Here is a 17,045-nt window from a genome sequence, read left to right on the forward strand (position 1 = left end):
CGGCGGCAGTTGTAACACGCGTCGTTTGCTTACAGGGATTATGGCGGGTCGATTATGGATAAGAGTAAGCGCCATCTGGCGTGGTGGGTTGTCGGGTTACTGGCGGTGGCGGCTATCGTGGCGTGGTGGCTGTTGCGCCCGGCAGGTGTGCCGGAAGGCTTTGCCGTCAGCAATGGGCGCATTGAAGCGACGGAAGTGGATATCGCCAGCAAAATTGCCGGGCGTATCGACACCATTCTGGTGAAAGAAGGCCAGTTTGTTCGCGAAGGCGAAGTGCTGGCGAAGATGGATACTCGCGTGTTGCAGGAACAGCGACTGGAAGCCATCGCGCAAATCAAAGAAGCACAAAGTGCCGTTGCTGCCGCGCAGGCTTTGCTGGAGCAACGGCAAAGCGAAACTCGTGCCGCGCAGTCGCTGGTTAATCAACGCCAGGCCGAACTGGACTCCGTGGCTAAACGTCATACGCGTTCCCGCTCGCTCGCCCAACGAGGGGCTATTTCTGCGCAACAGCTGGATGACGATCGCGCCGCCGCTGAGAGCGCCCGAGCTGCGCTGGAATCGGCGAAAGCTCAGGTATCGGCTTCTAAAGCGGCTATAGAAGCGGCACGCACCAATATCATTCAGGCGCAAACTCGCGTCGAAGCCGCACAAGCCACTGAACGGCGCATTGCCGCAGATATCGATGACAGCGAACTGAAAGCCCCGCGTGATGGACGCGTACAATATCGCGTTGCCGAGCCAGGGGAAGTGCTGGCGGCAGGCGGTCGGGTGCTGAATATGGTCGATCTCAGCGACGTCTATATGACTTTCTTCCTGCCAACCGAACAGGCGGGCACGCTGAAACTTGGCGGTGAAGCCCGGCTGATCCTCGATGCCGCGCCAGATCTGCGTATTCCGGCGACCATCAGTTTTGTCGCCAGTGTCGCCCAGTTCACGCCAAAAACCGTCGAAACCAGCGATGAACGGCTGAAACTGATGTTCCGCGTCAAAGCGCGTATCCCACCGGAATTACTCCAGCAGCATCTGGAATATGTCAAAACCGGTTTACCGGGCGTAGCGTGGGTGCGGGTGAATGAAGAACTTCCGTGGCCTGACGACCTCGTGGTGAGGTTGCCGCAATGACGCATCTGGAACTGGTTCCCGTCCCGCCTGTCGCGCAACTGGCGGGCGTGAGCCAGCATTATGGAAAAACCGTTGCGCTGAACAATATCACTCTCGATATTCCGGCCCGTTGCATGGTCGGGCTGATTGGCCCGGACGGCGTCGGGAAGTCGAGTTTATTGTCACTGATTTCCGGTGCCCGCGTCATTGAGCAGGGCAATGTGGTGGTGCTGGGTGGCGATATGCACGACCCGAAGCATCGCCGAGACGTCTGCCCGCGCATCGCCTGGATGCCGCAGGGGCTGGGCAAAAACCTCTACCACACCTTGTCGGTGTATGAAAACGTCGATTTTTTCGCTCGCCTGTTCGGTCACGACAAAGCGGAGCGGGAAGTGCGAATTAATGAGCTGCTGACCAGCACGGGGTTAGCACCGTTTCGCGATCGTCCGGCAGGGAAACTCTCCGGCGGGATGAAGCAAAAACTTGGGCTGTGCTGCGCGTTAATCCACGACCCGGAACTGTTGATCCTTGATGAGCCAACAACGGGGGTTGACCCGCTCTCCCGCTCCCAGTTCTGGGATCTGATCGACAGTATTCGCCAGCGGCAGAGCAATATGAGCGTGCTGGTCGCCACCGCCTATATGGAAGAGGCCGAACGCTTCGACTGGCTGGTAGCGATGAATGCCGGAGAAGTGCTGGCAACTGGCAGCGCCGAAGAGCTACGGCAGCAAACGCAAAGCGCTACGCTGGAAGAAGCATTTATAAATCTGTTACCGCAAGCGCAACGCCAGGCGCATCAGGCGGTAGTGATCCCACCGTATCAACCTGAAAACGCAGAGATTGCCATCGAAGCGCGCGATCTGACCATGCGTTTTGGTTCCTTCGTTGCCGTTGATCACGTTAATTTCCGCATTCCACGCGGGGAGATTTTTGGTTTTCTTGGTTCGAACGGCTGCGGTAAATCCACCACCATGAAAATGCTCACCGGACTGCTGCCCGCCAGCGAAGGTGAGGCGTGGCTGTTCGGGCAACCGGTTGATCCAAAAGATATCGATACCCGCCGTCGGGTGGGCTATATGTCGCAGGCGTTTTCGCTCTATAACGAACTCACCGTGCGGCAAAACCTTGAGTTACATGCCCGTTTGTTTCACATCCCGGAAGCGGAAATTCCCGCAAGAGTGGCTGAAATGAGCGAGCGTTTTAAGCTCAACGACGTTGAAGATATTCTGCCGGAGTCATTGCCGCTCGGCATTCGCCAGCGGCTTTCGCTGGCGGTGGCGGTGATTCATCGCCCGGAGATGTTAATCCTCGATGAGCCTACTTCTGGTGTCGATCCGGTGGCGAGGGATATGTTCTGGCAGTTGATGGTCGATCTCTCGCGCCAGGACAAAGTGACTATCTTCATCTCCACCCACTTTATGAACGAAGCGGAACGTTGCGACCGCATCTCACTGATGCACGCCGGAAAAGTGCTTGCCAGCGGTACACCGCAGGAACTGGTTGAGAAACGCGGAGCCGCCAGTCTGGAAGAGGCATTTATCGCCTATTTGCAGGAAGCGGCAGGGCAGAGCAACGAAGCCGAAGCGCCGCCCGTGGTACACGACACCACCCACGCGCCGCGTCAGGGATTTAGCCTGCGCCGTCTGTTTAGCTACAGCCGCCGCGAAGCGCTGGAACTGCGACGCGATCCAGTACGTTCGACGCTGGCGCTGATGGGAACGGTGATCCTGATGCTGATAATGGGTTACGGCATCAGTATGGATGTGGAAAACCTGCGCTTTGCGGTGCTCGACCGCGACCAGACCGTCAGTAGCCAGGCGTGGACACTCAACCTCTCCGGTTCCCGTTACTTTATCGAACAGCCGCCGCTCACCAGTTATGACGAGCTTGATCGTCGGATGCGTGCGGGCGATATCACGGTGGCGATTGAGATCCCGCCCAATTTCGGGCGCGATATCGCGCGTGGTACGCCTGTGGAACTCGGCGTCTGGATCGACGGAGCGATGCCCAGTCGTGCCGAAACGGTAAAAGGTTACGTGCAGGCAATGCACCAGAGTTGGCTTCAGGATGTGGCGAGCCGACAATCGACACCCGCCAGCCAAAGCGGGCTGATGAACATTGAGACGCGTTATCGCTATAACCCGGACGTAAAAAGCCTGCCAGCGATTGTTCCGGCGGTGATCCCGCTTCTGCTGATGATGATCCCGTCAATGCTAAGCGCCCTTAGCGTGGTGCGGGAAAAAGAGCTTGGGTCGATTATCAACCTTTACGTGACCCCCACCACGCGTAGTGAATTTTTGCTTGGTAAACAGTTGCCATACATCGCGCTGGGGATGCTGAACTTTTTCCTGCTCTGCGGCCTGTCGGTGTTTGTGTTTGGCGTACCGCATAAAGGCAGTTTCCTGACGCTCACCCTGGCGGCGCTGCTGTATATCATCATTGCCACCGGAATGGGGCTGCTGATCTCCACCTTTATGAAAAGCCAGATTGCCGCCATTTTCGGAACGGCGATTATGACGTTGATCCCAGCGACACAGTTTTCCGGGATGATCGATCCGGTAGCTTCGCTGGAAGGGCCTGGACGTTGGATCGGCGAGGTTTACCCGACCAGTCATTTTCTGATTATCGCCCGCGGGACGTTCTCGAAAGCGCTGGATCTGACTGATTTGTGGCAACTTTTTATCCCGTTGCTGATAGCCATCCCGCTGGTGATGGGCTTAAGTATCCTGCTGCTGAAAAAACAGGAGGGATGATGCGCCATTTACGCAATATTTTTAATCTGGGTATCAAAGAGTTGCGCAGTCTGCTCGGTGATAAAGCGATGCTGACGCTGATTGTCTTCTCGTTTACGGTGTCGGTGTATTCGTCAGCGACCGTTACGCCAGGATCGTTGAACCTCGCGCCGATCGCCATTGCCGATATGGATCAATCGCAGTTATCGAACCGGATCGTTAACAGCTTCTATCGTCCGTGGTTTTTGCCACCGGAGATGATCACCGCCGATGAGATGGATGCCGGACTGGACGCCGGACGCTATACCTTCGCGATAAATATTCCGCCTAATTTTCAGCGTGATGTCCTCGCCGGACGCCAGCCGGATATTCAGGTGAACGTCGATGCCACGCGCATGAGCCAGGCATTTACCGGCAATGGGTATATCCAGAATATTATCAACGGTGAAGTGAACAGCTTTGTCGCGCGCTACCGTGATAACAGCGAACCGTTGGTATCGCTGGAAACCCGGATGCGCTTTAACCCGAACCTTGATCCCGCGTGGTTTGGCGGGGTGATGGCGATCATCAACAACATTACCATGCTGGCGATTGTATTGGCCGGATCGGCGCTGATCCGCGAGCGTGAACACGGCACGGTGGAACATTTACTGGTGATGCCGATAACGCCGTTTGAGATCATGATGGCGAAGATCTGGTCGATGGGGCTGGTGGTGCTGGTGGTATCGGGATTATCGCTGGTGCTGATGGTGAAAGGTGTACTGGGCGTACCGATTGAAGGCTCGATCCCGCTGTTTATGCTGGGCGTGGCGCTCAGTCTGTTTGCCACCACGTCAATCGGCATTTTTATGGGGACGATAGCGCGTTCAATGCCGCAACTGGGGCTGCTGGTGATTCTGGTGCTGCTGCCGCTGCAAATGCTTTCCGGTGGATCCACGCCGCGCGAAAGTATGCCGCAGATGGTGCAGGACACTATGCTGACCATGCCGACGACACACTTTGTTAGCCTCGCGCAGGCCATCCTCTACCGGGGTGCCGGATTCGAAATCGTCTGGCCGCAGTTCCTGACGCTGATGGCAATTGGCGGCGCGTTTTTCACCATTGCACTGCTGCGATTCAGGAAGACGATTGGGACAATGGCGTAAATACAATTGCCCGATGCGTAAGCTTATAGGGACTACGCATCGGTGCAATTTATTGAATTTTAGTTGTTTTTAGGCCGGATAAGGCGTTTATGAACTGACCCCCAAAACCTGGACAGTTTCAGTTAACCGGCTTTTTGATACTCAGTCCTGTATTCAGGGCAAGATTACGAAAGCCCGCTCCCCGCAAGGACTGACGCCAGATAGTTTCTGTCCATGGCTGCTTTTCGCATCTTACGTCTTAACCCTGCCTTGAATACCTTATCATTCGTCAAAATATTAATAGCAATGTGCCGTATCCCTGAAAATAATTCTGCTGCATTTCCTCTTCTTATTTTGCAGTCGTCTTCATTCATTACCACGTCCAGACGCCAGTGCAGCTTATTCTCCACGTGCCAGTGGTTTCGGATTGCTGTGGCGAACTTCTCTGCGGTTAAATCAGCAGAACTGATATAATATCTGACCGTCATTTCTGGCTCTTTCTTTTGTTCTGCTATTATGGACCGAAAGGAGACTGCCACGCATAATTTCTTCAGCCCTTTCCATTCAAACGTGAAATCAATAAGTTCATCAGGGACATCGCAAACAATATGAAGACGGATTTCTTCTCTGCCGTGACTCTTTTCACTCATTGCGTAACTGTCATGCTCTGGATTATTTAATTCTTTCAGCGGAAATTTTTCCTCAAAGGCTTTATTTAGCCGCCCCTGGTTTCCTTTTACCGCGAATAAATAATTACCTCCCTGTTTTTGTATCTTTTCTGCAATATCTTTCTGGCAGCCCATCGCATCAGTTGTGATGATTTTTCCTTTAATATCCATCATGTTAAGAAGTTCAGGAATGGCTGTAATCTCATTGGATTTCTCATCCGTCTTGATCTGTCCGAGGACCAGACTATGCATTGTTGAGAACGCACTAATGACATGAATCGCTCCCCTGCGACGACTCTTGTCATAAGAGTGCCGGAGCGTTTTTCCATCAATTGCAATGACGTCTTTATCATCTGAAGAATGGCAGTCACGCATCCAGTTAATAAAGCACTCGTGAAATTTTGCAGGACTGATACAGGATACAACTCTGGCAATGATATCGTGAACAGGAATACCATTTTCAAAATCACCATATCACTTCAAAACATCGGGATGTGTTTCCCCAAAATCCTCTATATCTTCCCAACCTTCTGCACCAGAAATAACGGCACAAATAGTCAACAGTAGAATATCCGATAATTTATGTTCCACTTTCCAGGTTTGTCTGTAATCGGGGATAATAGAAATATGTTCCATCAATTTTTTAAGTTCCATTTTGTTCTCCTTAATTAGGTAAGGAGTATTTGATCATGTATAAGCAATAAAAAACAGCTTCAGGTAATAAGGAATATCTCAATTTTTAAACATAAAATGCGAATTATTTAGTGCAAAAAGTGAACTTTTGATGATCTTTCCCTGGCCGTTGACTCGATTGCCGTAGCTCGAACGCAAGCACTCTTATCATTCAATGCCATATTGTTCAAAATATTAAAAACATTATCTTCGCATTTTTTGCAAATTTATATTTGCCCGAGTATAAATGCTCCGATATCTCTACGGATATAATTTTTGTCAGTGCAGAATTCAATTGCCAATCTAACAGCGTCTTGCCCCCCTCTTAACTGTAATACTCTGGCAGATGAAATCCTTTTCAAGGAATTGCGATCATCAAGTAAGCGAAATAATTCATCATCATTTAGTTTCTTACATTTATTATATAAACCATACTCTTTACTTGCCTTTCTTTTCTGGTATGTATTTGACATTGCAGGAACCTCCATAAAGGCTATCTTTTTCTATCGTTTGACTGTCTGGAGTCCTCCACCTACTCTGCCATCAGCGCACACGATGTTTGATTATCCTTACATACTTATTTTCCGTGGCCAAAATTCAGAATTCTCCCATCATTTTTGCCTATTTCTATAATAAAAACCCCACCAGCAATTTGGTCTGAGTGAATGGTACCTTCAACAACCCAACTTGTTGTTAACTCAGTGATTTCGTATGGTTTTTCTTCTTCTGCGGCATCCTGTCCATAACGATTCTTAACATATATCTCAGCTAATTCCAATGCTATAGCTTTATTTTTAACCAAATTTCTAACGGTATATTTACCTTCACTTTCATACTTGCGCATTATTTTAATATTATTATTACACTGCGCCCATGTGTTGTATGTAAAAACAAACAAAGATACAATGACACAGTTCCTAAACAATATTTTTTTACATATTACCATGAACTCTGCAGACATTAGGTAATCCTTTTCTGTTTGTTATTTCCTTCCCGTGGTTATCTATTGCTTTAAAATTACCACTGGGCGTACCTAAATAAAATGACTTGATATTGTTATCTTTACTTTTAACTATTTTCTCATCTTTACCTGAAAATATTTCGTCCCAATATTCTCCATGACTATCTGCACCATGAGTATGATAAGCTGATACTTTCTCAGTACCATTAGGGCAAGGGCTATTGAATGGATATGATCCTTTTCTTTCTCCTCGGTTAGGTGCTGTTGAGAAATATCTGCCACTATTATCCTTACATATTAAACCAGCGAACTCTTTATCTTCGCAAATAGATTGGCTATTTATTTTATTTAAGGCGTCATATGCGGTGCTATCTATAGAATCAAATTTATCTGGACCTATCATAGCGGATAGTGTGCCGCAAAGACCATTAGTACATGCCCCCGATTTTGCATCCTCCCACATAGATAAACCCAGGGGGTCGATGTCTGATATCGGATTCAATTGATATCCATACAGGTTCCATCCCCCCTTCAGTCCAATCGGATCCTGAGTGATATATCGCCCCTGCAGCGGGTCATAATAGCGGTGGCGGTTGTAATACAGGCCGGACTCCTCATCATACTGCTGCCCCGGCAGGCGGATAAGCTGCTGCAGCTGATGCGGGTTCTCTTCATTCAGCAGGTTGCCCCACTCATCGTATTCTGCGCACCATTCTGTTGCCCCTTCCTTACTGATAAGGGCCAGCGGCAGGCCGCGATGGTCGCAGTGGTACAGGTGGATTTTTCGCGCCGGCGTGTACACCGGGTCCATCTGGTTTTGCATCTGCGCCACGGTCAGGCCGCACGATGCCAGCCAGCGGCGGCTTTCCTCACTCACCCGGTCAGCCAGGATTTCACTTTCCAGCCGGTCGAGCATCTGCACCAGCACCGGCGGGAACACCACACTGCCACCGTCTTCGCCGCCGGACTGCTGAAGGGCATCCGCCAGGCTGCGGCGCTGCGTTTTCGCCAGCTCACCGGTGGCAGTTTCGACCCTGATGAGTGGCGTGAAGCTCCCCGGCTGATAAATCGTCTGGATGCGGCTCCTGTCGTTCTGTATCGTGGTCAGCCGGTCGCCGTCCCAGCCGTACCAGGTCACTTGCGGTTTCCGTGACAGCGACATCCAGCCCGTCAGGTCCCGTTCACGCCGCCACACCCGTTTTGCCACCCTGCGGCCCAGCGGGTCGTAAAGATAGCGACTTTCGACCAGCGGCTCTTCATATTGTGTCCGCGTGTAGTGCACCAGCCGGTGCTGACTGTCGTAATGGTACCGGTGAGTCCGCTCATCATCCGTGCGGATAACCCCTTCCGGGATGAGGTCGGTTTTCTCTGTCAGCCTGCCGTGACGGTCATACCGGTAAAGATAGTGCGCGTCACGGGCGATACGGTTATCCGGCCACATGCTGAGGGTGCTGTCCGGGTGCAGCTCCGGGTCGGGCAGGCGGTTACCTGCCGGGTCTGTGGCATACGGGATGCGGATATCCAGATTCGCTGCGGTGGTGTGAACGCCGGTCAGCCTGCCGGTGGTGCTGTAGCTGTAACTCCGGGTCTGGCGCGGGCTGCTGATGCGGATGAGTTCGCCGTTGTCGTTCCAGGTGTAATCGCGGTCAGACAGCAGGCTGTTCAGGTGCTGGCTCTGTAACTGCCCGGCAGGGGTATAAGCGGTGGTGAGTTCATAACGGCCGAAGCTGCGCAGCGTTTCCCGGTGCAGGCGGTCGCGGGTGTACTCCACCAGCGGTGTGTCGCCGAGTTTCATGCCTGCCAGGTAACCGCTGCCGTAGGTCAGCCATTCCACGGCGGGCAGGCTGTCCGGTATACAGCGGTTCGCCAGCCCCTGCGCGTTGTACGCATGTCTGGTCTCATGCTGCCAGAGCAGTGCTTCCGTCTGCGGGTGATGCACCGTCTGACGCTCACCGGTCAGCCGGCCTTTCTCATCATACCTGTAATGCACCGCCACCCGGTGCCCTTCGCTGATATGGCTGATGTCTGTCAGCCAGCCACGTTCGTCATACTGCCACCGCTCTGCGGTTTCACCCTTCACGGTGCGGTGCGTGAGGCGGTCTGCTTCGTCATAGTGCCAGTGGGTGACCAGACCCTCATCCTCGCTGCGGATAAGTTTGCCGGTCAGGTCGTGGTGATAACGCTGTGTGCGGCCGTCAAAGCCGGTTTCCTGTATCAGCCGGTCAAGTACATCGTAACGGAAGGTGGTGTGGCTGCCGTTTTCACTGGTCAGGCGGATGACCCGTCCGGCAGCATCGTATTCCATACTGCGCGTCAGCCCGCCCTGCGTGGTACGGACGGCCTTTCCCCACGCATCGTACTGTGTCCCGTTTCTGCTGCCGTCCGGGGCAATGACGGCGGTCAGGTCACCGGCGATGTTGTATTCATACCGCGTTTCATGGCCCTGCGTGTCTTTCACGGCAATTAACTGTCCACGGCTGTCGTATGCGCGGTACTGACTCAGCCCTTCCTCGCGGTGCACCGCCGTCATCTGCCCGAAGCGGTCATGGTCATAACGGGTTACATAACCGGAACAGTCGGTGAAGCTCAGCAACTGACCGTAACGGCTCCACGTCATGGTTTTCCGGCTGCCGGTGGCATCTTCCGTTGCGCAGGGTAAGTCACTGTGTGGATTATCATAACGGTAGCGGGTGATATCGCCGTCAGGGGCAGTTTCCTGAATCAGACGGCCCAATTCATCATATTCCCGGCGCAATTCCAGCCCGTCAGGCCCGGTGGCTGACGTTAACTGGTTGTGGTGGTTATAGTAAAACGCCGATGCCCTGCCATCCGGCGTGGTTATGCGCGTGATGAGGCCCGTCACCACATCCGGGCTGTACTCTGTTGTCCTGCCTGCGGCATCCGTCTGTGCCCTGAGCCTGCCCACGGCGTCAAACTGACTCTGCGTGACGCTGCCGTCCGCGTGTTCCTTTTTCACCACCCGCTTCAGCCCGGCTTCGCCCTGCGTGTGCAGCACTTCACGGCGGTCCAGGCTGTCGGTGATGGTGATGCGGTCTTTCTCATACTGATACGTGTAGCTTAAGCCTGCCGGGTTTAGCTGTTCTGTCACCCGCCCGTCGCTGTCGTAACGGTAACGGATTTCCGGCCGGCCCGTGTGACGGTGCGCCACCATCCGGCCCCGGTATTTATCATCGTAAGTAAAGCTGCGCACCTGTTTGCCACTACGGTCATACACCACCGCCAGTTCGCCGCGTGGCGTCCAGCCATAGCGCACCAGCGGCGCGGCAGGTAAATTCTCCGGGTATTCCGGGTCGTGCGTCAGCCACACGGCAGACAGACGGATGCCGTTGTCCCGGCCATATTCGGTGTAACCCGGCAGGGTATCAGGAAAAGCGGACGGTTCCGTCCCGCCGGAAATGGCCTGCTGCCGGGCTTCTTCTGCCCGCTGCGCCTGCGTGGTCAGTACCAGCCGGAAGTGACGCCAGGCACCATCCGTCACGCCGGTGATTTCGCCGCTGAATTCACCGGCGGCTTCGCGGTGGAACGTCTGTGTGCGCCCGAAGCGGTCCACCAGCCCGGTCAGTACCCGGTACGGCGGCAGCGGCGCAGGCAGCACCTCATCCGCTTCCGGCACCCGCTCACACCAGCCGAGCAGCCACCACGGCCCCTGCGGACTGTTTGTCGCCAGATAACGATGCGGACTTAAGCGGAGTTCTTCCGGCAGCGCCTGCCAGAGTGCGGCCAGCCGGTGACCTTCATCCAGTTTCGCCACGCCGCCGCGCACCATCCACAGTGACTCGCTGCGGCTGTAACCGTCCTCACCGGGAAACAGGTGCTCAAAATACAGGCTTCTGCCGCCGTTATCACTGAGTATCAGTGTGTTATCGCGCAGCTGTAAGCGGATATCCGCAGGCATTTTCCAGCCGGGGCCGAGGCTCCCCACCGGCGCGGGCGTTTTTGTCCGGTAACTGCTGTAGGTGCGGGAGAGGATGAACGGCAGCGGGCCGGGCAGGGCGATGTCGGTTTCACCGGGAAGGACCTTTGCACCCAGCAGCGGATTGACCGGATGGCCGGACGTCACCCCGCCGGGGCACACCGAACAGGCCACGCCGGTGGGGGCACCAATACGTACCCCGGCTGAACCCTGAACAATGCTACCGCCATACTGCGTCATGTCACCCTGACGCGCCGCCGGTTTTCCGCTCATCGTAAAATCCTTTTCTATTATTTTAATGACAGTATCTTCATACGAAAAAGCGAAGAAAAACTTGTGGTCACAATGAATTGAAGATTTTTAGGAATATATTTAGAACGTTACAAAAGAGAAGGTTCGGATAGGGTATTTAGAGAGGAATCAGGTGTGCTAGTGGCCCTTTGTTGATCGTTCACCAAAGGACCCAATAATAGACTCAATCTTCCTTCGGCAAGCACTGCAAATGCCCGTGCCGCACGCCGCGCTGGGCGATAACGTCATCGGCAAAATGCTGCACGTCACCCATGTCACCTTTCAACACGGCGATTTCCAGACAGTCGTCGTGGTTGATGTGCACATGCAGCGTGGCGACGGAGAGGTCGTGGTGATGATGCTGGGTGGAAACAATACGGCTGGCTAAGTCGCGTTTTTCGTGTTCATACACATACGACAGCACCGCGAAACCTTGTGTGCCGTGCTGCTGGGTAGCTTCCTGCGCCAGGGCGCTACGCAGAATATCGCGGATAGCTTCGGAACGGTTGTTATAACCACGACGCTGGCTCAGGCTGTCCAGCGTCTCCAGTAAATCGTCATCAAGCGTGATGGTGACTCGTTGCATTTGCGTTAAACCTTTTCTGTGGTGCGACGGCGCACGGGGAATGCGGGTAATACCGCGTTTTGTAGCACACGTCCGGCGTCAGAGGAAAAGGTTAATTTATCTCCCACCACCTGGGTTTCGACGATTTGTCCGTTGTCCATCACCATCACCCGCTGACAGAAGCGTTCCACCAGGCGTAAGTCGTGGGTGATGAACAGGCAGGCGGTGCCAAACTGTTGTTGTAGCTTTTTCAGCAGGCGAATGACGCCCGCCTGTAACACGAGATCAAGGTTAGAAACGGCTTCATCCAGAATCAGTAGTTTCGGTTCGACCGCCAGCGCGCGAGCCAGGCAGACGCGCTGGAGCTGGCCGCCGCTTAACTGCGGTGGGCGTTTGTCGAGAACGCTGTCATCGAGATCGACCGCCTTCAGCATTTCGCTGGCGCGCGCCAGTTGTTCGGATTTTTTCAGTGATAGCAGGTGGCGCATCGGTTCACGCAGGATCTCGCGCACGGTTTTGCGCGGATTCACGGCGCTGATGGAGTCCTGAAATACCATCTGAATATCGCGGCGGAACGCTTTACGCTGGGCGCGATTGAGTTTCGCCAGCGGTTCGCCGCGCCAGCTAATATTCCCTTGTGAGGGAGACTCTAAGCCTACCAGCAGCCGCGCGAGGGTGCTTTTTCCGCAGCCGCTGCGTCCCAGCAGGGCGACGGTTTCGCCGCTTTTCAGGGTCAGGGAAACGTTATTCAGCACCGCCTGATGTTGATGTTTTCCGCTAAATCCACCGTGGGCATAGTGATGGGAAAGGCCGCAGACGTTAAGTAAGGTCATGATGCCAGCTCCATACCGTAGAGGGCGAGATGAGCGGAAACCAGGCTGCGCGTCACCGTATGTTTGGGGGCGTTAAACAGCGTTTCTACATCGCCCTGTTCGACAATTTTACCTTGTGACATCACCGCCACGTCATCCGCCAGACGCGCCACAACGCCCATATCATGGGTGACCAGCAGCATTCCCGGCGCTTGTTTTTGCATAATGCTTTCCAGCAGATCGAGGATGCGCGCCTGTGCTACCACGTCGAGGTCGGTGGTCGGTTCATCGGCGATGATAAACGGTGATTCACACAGCACCGCCATCGCAATCATCATGCGCTGCAACATGCCGCCGCTCATCTCGAACGGGTACAGCTTCAGCACGCGCGCGGCGTTTTCCAGCCCCACCGCTTCTATGGCAGCGGTAAGCGTAGCGTCATCGGCGGGTTTCCCTAACGCCAGGCAGGTTTCCCGCGCGTGGGTGTGCATGGTGTGCAGTGGATTAAAGGCGCTGCGCGGGTTCTGCATGATGGTGGCAATTTTGATGCCGCGCAGGGCGCAAGGCGAAACCGGTTTGCCATCGGCTAAAATTTCCCCCGCCGTCTGGCGAACGCCAGCGGGCAAAATGCCCAGCGTCGCGGCGCAGGTTAATGATTTCCCGCTGCCGCTACCGCCGACTAACGCCAGCACGCGCCCGCGTTGCAGGGTTAACGATACACCGTGTACCAGCGGCTGCGCGGCCTGTAGCGCGATATTACGTAGTTCAATCTGTTGCGGCATTAGTGTGCGTGCTCCGTCACCAGATGAGGGTCCAGATGATCGCGCAGTGCGTCACCCACCAGGTTAAAGGCCATCACGCTGATAAACAGCGCCAGCCCCGGCCAGAACATTTGCAGCGGCTGGGTCCAGATATACTGGCGCGCGTCGTTAATCATCACGCCCCATTCGGCGGTCGGCGCGGTCACACCGAGGCCAAGGAAAGACATCCCCGCGACGTGCAGCATCATATGGCCGATATCCAGCGTTGCCAGCACCAGCAGCGAAGGGATCACCGCGCCTGCCAGATGATCAACAAACACCCGCACATGGCCTGCGCCAGAAAGCCGTGATGCCAGCACAAACTCGCGCTGGCGCAGTGAAATCACCAGGCTGCGCACCATGCGTGCATACCACGCCCAGTGCGACAGGGCGATGGCGATAATTACGTTGGTCAGCCCGGTGCCGAGCACGCCAACCATAAAGAACGACAGAATCGAGGTCGGGAAGGTCATAAACATATCGGCGACGCGCATGGTGGCCTGATCAACGCGTCCGCCAATCAACCCGGCGCTGCCGCCAATAACCAGCCCTAATGTCAGCACCAGCAGCAGGCAGGCCATTACCGAACCGAGCGACACGCGGGTCGCTGCCATCAGCCGCGAGAAAATATCGCGACCTAAGTGATCGGTGCCCAGCCAGTGCTGCGCATCCGGCGAAAGCAGGCGCGACGGCAAATCAATCGCCTGGGGGTCATACGGCAGCCACCACTGGCTGGTGAGCGCAATCAGCGCCAGCAGGGCGATAATGATCAGCGCCAGGCGTACCGACCAGCGGGAAGAGAGGAAAAAGTTCACGCGTGCGCTCCTTCATGACGACGAATGCGCGGGTCCAGCGCGGCGTTGAGCAAATCGACAATCAAATTACAGACCACAAAAACCACCACCATCATCAGCGTAAAGCACTGGATCACCGGATAGTCACGGTTAAAAATCGCCGACACCGCATAGCGCCCGACGCCCGGCCAGGCAAAGATGTTTTCGATAATCATCGTCCCGCCAATCAGTTCGCCGATGTGCATCCCCACGGCGGTGATCATCGGCAGCGAGGCATTGCGCAGGATGTGGCGACGTTCGGTCTGTTTGTCGTTCAGGCCGCGCAGACGCGCCCAGGTGACGTGACGCTGACCGGCGACGTCCAGCATACTGGCGCGCAGTAAACGCGCGTTAATCGCCAGCGACATAAAGGCAATGGAAACCGCAGGCAAAATGATGTGCTGCCAGCCGCCGTAACCCATCGCGGGTAGCCATTGCAGATACACCGAAAACGCCATCACCAGTAAAAACGCCAGCCAGAAGTTAGGCATCGACACGCCAAGAAACGCGATGAAACGTACGGCGAAATCCGGCAGACGGTCGCGATGGCGCGCCGCCCAGATACCGAGCGGTACGGAAGTGAGCAGAATTAATACCAGCGCCGCACCTGCAAGTTCCAGCGTGGCGGGCAGGAAGTTCAGCATATCGTCCAGTACCGGGCGTTGGCTGGCGAATGAGATACCAAAGTCAAGATGCAGCGCCTTCCACAACCAGGTGCCGTACTGGACGTACAGCGGCTGATCCAGTCCCAGCATGGTGCGGGTAGAGGCCAGCATCTCCGGCGTCGGCGGCAGGTTAGACAGACGCAAATAATCGAGCGCCGGGTCGCCGGTACCGAGGCGCAGCATCAGAAAAATGATCACCGAGGCGGCGAGCACCATCGGGATCAGCAGCAGAAAGCGGCGTAATACGTAACGCAACATTAAGGTTTCACCGGTTTAATCTGTTCGAACGGAATTTCGGTGGCGATCGGCGCGTAGGGGATGTTACCCAGCTCCGGTTTTGATACCACCATCATTGAGATGTAACTGATAGGCAGATAAACCGCCTCGTCATGCAGACGGGTCAGAATGTCGCGATACAGCGCCTGACGTTGCGTTTCGTCATGGGTCGCCAGCACTTCGCCGATCTCTTTATCAATCAGCGGTTTGTCGGCTAATCCTTGCTGTGCCTGGAAGTCAGCGTGTGACGGTACGCGCATTGAACTGAGGAAGGCGTGTGGATCATATGGCGCGCCCCAGGTGCGGTGGAAAATCATGCCAAAACGACCGTCGCGCTGACGAGCATAGATACTGCTCTCTTCTTCGCCAATCAGCGAGACATCTGCGCCAATCTGGCGCATATCAGCCTGAATGATTTCCGCCATCGATTTGCTTAACGCATCGGTGCCGATGAACGACAGTTCAATGCGCAGCGGCTGACCATTTTTCTCGCGGATGTCTTTGCCCGCAGGCAGCGTCCAACCGGCTTTTTCCAGCAACGCTTTCGCTTTCTGCGGATCGTACTGGCGCGGTTTCAGGCCGAGGTTGGCGTAGGGCACAGAAGGGGCAAACAGGGTGTCGGCGACCTGCTGGGTGCCATACAACGCGTTATCAATCAGCGATTTTTTGTTTACCGCGTAATTAAGAGCTTCACGTACTGCCAGCTCATTGGTGGGGGCTTTGGCGGTATTAAGCGCCAGCATCACGGTTTCGATCGGCTGTGACAGTTGGGTATGGTAAGCCGGGTTCTGGCTAAAGCGGGCGAAGGTATCGAGCGGTAATAACCCTTCGTTTCCGTACAGCAGGTCGATATCGCCAGTTTCAAACGCCACCGCGCGGGTAGTCGGGTCCGGGATGACGTTAAAGGTGATCTTTTTAATCGCTGGCTTTTCGCCCCAGTAGTTTTCGTTACGGACGAAGACATCGTACTGATTCAGTTTCGATTCCTGCAAAATCCACGGTCCGGTGCCAATCGGCGCTTTAATTCCGTTCATGGTTTCATGGTTTTTAAACTGCGAGGGGGCGATAAAGCGGAAAGGGCGCGGCAGGGCCAGTTCTTGCAGGAAAGGATAGTAGGCGCTTTTCAGGGTGATTTGCAGCTCTGTTTTACTGAGTGCTTTAACATCAACAATCTGGTTTGCCAGCTCCAGCCAGGCGTGACGTTGACGGTTATCGAGCACTGCGCGGAAGTTTTCTGCCGCCGCCTCGGCATCGAACGGTTCACCGTTGGAGAATTTCACGTCATCACGCAGGGTGAAGGTCCAGGTTTTACCATCTTCTGAATGAGTCCAGCTTTTTGCCAGCCACGGGATCACCGAACCGTCTGCCTGATATTTCACCAATGGTTCATAAACCATGCTCTGGGCGAACATCTGGTTAGGCGTGTAAAGGTGCGGGTTTAGTGGCCCGACATTCACCGGCCAGGCGGTGGTGATTTCATCTGGTGCAGCGGCATGGACGATAAAAGACGCACAAGCCAGCAGCGCAAATAGAGTGCGGCGGAGTGTGGAGAGCATGGTAACCCCAATGGATTAAAATAGATGGCGGAAATAAGTATGACGATTTTAAGTA

The 17,045-nt window shown here is 54.6% G+C and carries 11 protein-coding genes and 2 pseudogenes; 3 read left to right on the forward strand and 10 right to left on the reverse strand.

What is annotated here, in order from left to right:
• Window positions 1-54 precede the first annotated feature (54 nt).
• The 3 genes from ACU8XX_RS01175 to ACU8XX_RS01185 are packed head-to-tail and all read left to right on the forward strand — an operon-like array spanning window position 55 to window position 4,978.
• A complete protein-coding gene (locus tag ACU8XX_RS01175; protein WP_000361491.1) occupies window positions 55-1,122 on the forward strand; it encodes an HlyD family secretion protein in 1,068 nt (355 codons plus the stop codon).
• Window positions 1,119-3,854 carry a ribosome-associated ATPase/putative transporter RbbA gene (gene rbbA, locus ACU8XX_RS01180; protein WP_112033967.1) on the forward strand — a complete coding sequence of 912 codons (2,736 nt, stop codon included), beginning with the start codon at window positions 1,119-1,121 and terminating at the stop codon, window positions 3,852-3,854. The genes ACU8XX_RS01175 and rbbA overlap by 4 nt, the downstream gene beginning before the upstream one ends.
• Window positions 3,854-4,978, forward strand: coding sequence for an ABC transporter permease (locus ACU8XX_RS01185; protein WP_240765332.1), 1,125 nt, complete (start codon window positions 3,854-3,856; stop codon window positions 4,976-4,978). The genes rbbA and ACU8XX_RS01185 overlap by 1 nt, the downstream gene beginning before the upstream one ends.
• Window positions 4,979-5,142: 164 nt before the next feature.
• On the opposite strand, the pseudogene ACU8XX_RS01190 reads toward ACU8XX_RS01185, so the two are convergent.
• From ACU8XX_RS01190 to nikA, 10 genes and pseudogenes are all read right to left on the reverse strand, one after another.
• A pseudogene (locus ACU8XX_RS01190) lies at window positions 5,143-6,279 on the reverse strand (ISAs1 family transposase).
• A 140-nt stretch (window positions 6,280-6,419) separates the two neighbouring features.
• Window positions 6,420-6,770 (reverse strand): annotated as a pseudogene (locus ACU8XX_RS01195) (HEAT repeat domain-containing protein); the annotation flags it as partial.
• 104 nt (window positions 6,771-6,874) lie between these two features.
• A complete protein-coding gene (gene yhhH, locus ACU8XX_RS01200) occupies window positions 6,875-7,258 on the reverse strand; it encodes a protein YhhH (RefSeq protein WP_001271686.1) in 384 nt (127 codons plus the stop codon).
• Window positions 7,230-11,465, reverse strand: a complete 4,236-nt coding sequence (gene rhsB / locus ACU8XX_RS01205) for a rhs element protein RhsB (RefSeq protein ID WP_446908432.1) — start codon at window positions 11,463-11,465, stop codon at window positions 7,230-7,232. The genes yhhH and rhsB overlap by 29 nt, the downstream gene beginning before the upstream one ends.
• A gap of 202 nt (window positions 11,466-11,667) precedes the next feature.
• Window positions 11,668-12,069, reverse strand: a complete 402-nt coding sequence (nikR, locus tag ACU8XX_RS01210; RefSeq protein ID WP_001190062.1) for a nickel-responsive transcriptional regulator NikR — start codon at window positions 12,067-12,069, stop codon at window positions 11,668-11,670.
• A gap of 5 nt (window positions 12,070-12,074) precedes the next feature.
• Window positions 12,075-12,881, reverse strand: coding sequence for a nickel import ATP-binding protein NikE (nikE, locus tag ACU8XX_RS01215; RefSeq protein ID WP_000173666.1), 807 nt, complete (start codon window positions 12,879-12,881; stop codon window positions 12,075-12,077).
• Window positions 12,878-13,642: a nickel import ATP-binding protein NikD gene (gene nikD, locus ACU8XX_RS01220; protein ID WP_001136236.1), complete on the reverse strand. Its 765-nt coding sequence runs from the start codon at window positions 13,640-13,642 to the stop codon at window positions 12,878-12,880. Before nikD ends, nikE begins: the two co-directional genes overlap by 4 nt.
• Window positions 13,642-14,475 (reverse strand): nickel ABC transporter permease subunit NikC, encoded by an 834-nt coding sequence (gene nikC, locus ACU8XX_RS01225; RefSeq protein ID WP_001008963.1) that lies wholly within the window; start codon window positions 14,473-14,475, stop codon window positions 13,642-13,644. Before nikC ends, nikD begins: the two co-directional genes overlap by 1 nt.
• Window positions 14,472-15,416 (reverse strand): nickel ABC transporter permease subunit NikB, encoded by a 945-nt coding sequence (nikB, locus tag ACU8XX_RS01230; RefSeq protein WP_000947068.1) that lies wholly within the window; start codon window positions 15,414-15,416, stop codon window positions 14,472-14,474. The genes nikC and nikB overlap by 4 nt, the downstream gene beginning before the upstream one ends.
• The gene (nikA, locus tag ACU8XX_RS01235; RefSeq protein WP_000953353.1) at window positions 15,416-16,990 is read right to left on the reverse strand and encodes a nickel ABC transporter substrate-binding protein; all 1,575 of its coding nucleotides are present in this window, start codon (window positions 16,988-16,990) and stop codon (window positions 15,416-15,418) included. Before nikA ends, nikB begins: the two co-directional genes overlap by 1 nt.
• Window positions 16,991-17,045: the final 55 nt, after the last annotated feature.

The organism is Escherichia sp. MAL-1, from assembly GCF_052948035.1.

Excerpts from the sequence above, each read along its gene's own strand:
- ACU8XX_RS01175 (WP_000361491.1), top strand. The coding sequence starts at position 55 with ATGGATAAGAGTAAGCGCCATCTGGCGTGGTGGGTTGTCGGGTTACTG.
- rbbA (WP_112033967.1), top strand. The coding sequence starts at position 1,119 with ATGACGCATCTGGAACTGGTTCCCGTCCCGCCTGTCGCGCAACTGGCG.
- ACU8XX_RS01185 (WP_240765332.1), top strand. The coding sequence starts at position 3,854 with ATGCGCCATTTACGCAATATTTTTAATCTGGGTATCAAAGAGTTGCGC.
- yhhH (WP_001271686.1), bottom strand. The coding sequence starts at position 7,258 with ATGTCTGCAGAGTTCATGGTAATATGTAAAAAAATATTGTTTAGGAAC.
- rhsB (WP_446908432.1), bottom strand. The coding sequence starts at position 11,465 with ATGAGCGGAAAACCGGCGGCGCGTCAGGGTGACATGACGCAGTATGGC.
- nikR (WP_001190062.1), bottom strand. The coding sequence starts at position 12,069 with ATGCAACGAGTCACCATCACGCTTGATGACGATTTACTGGAGACGCTG.
- nikE (WP_000173666.1), bottom strand. The coding sequence starts at position 12,881 with ATGACCTTACTTAACGTCTGCGGCCTTTCCCATCACTATGCCCACGGT.
- nikD (WP_001136236.1), bottom strand. The coding sequence starts at position 13,642 with ATGCCGCAACAGATTGAACTACGTAATATCGCGCTACAGGCCGCGCAG.
- nikB (WP_000947068.1), bottom strand. The coding sequence starts at position 15,416 with ATGTTGCGTTACGTATTACGCCGCTTTCTGCTGCTGATCCCGATGGTG.
- nikA (WP_000953353.1), bottom strand. The coding sequence starts at position 16,990 with ATGCTCTCCACACTCCGCCGCACTCTATTTGCGCTGCTGGCTTGTGCG.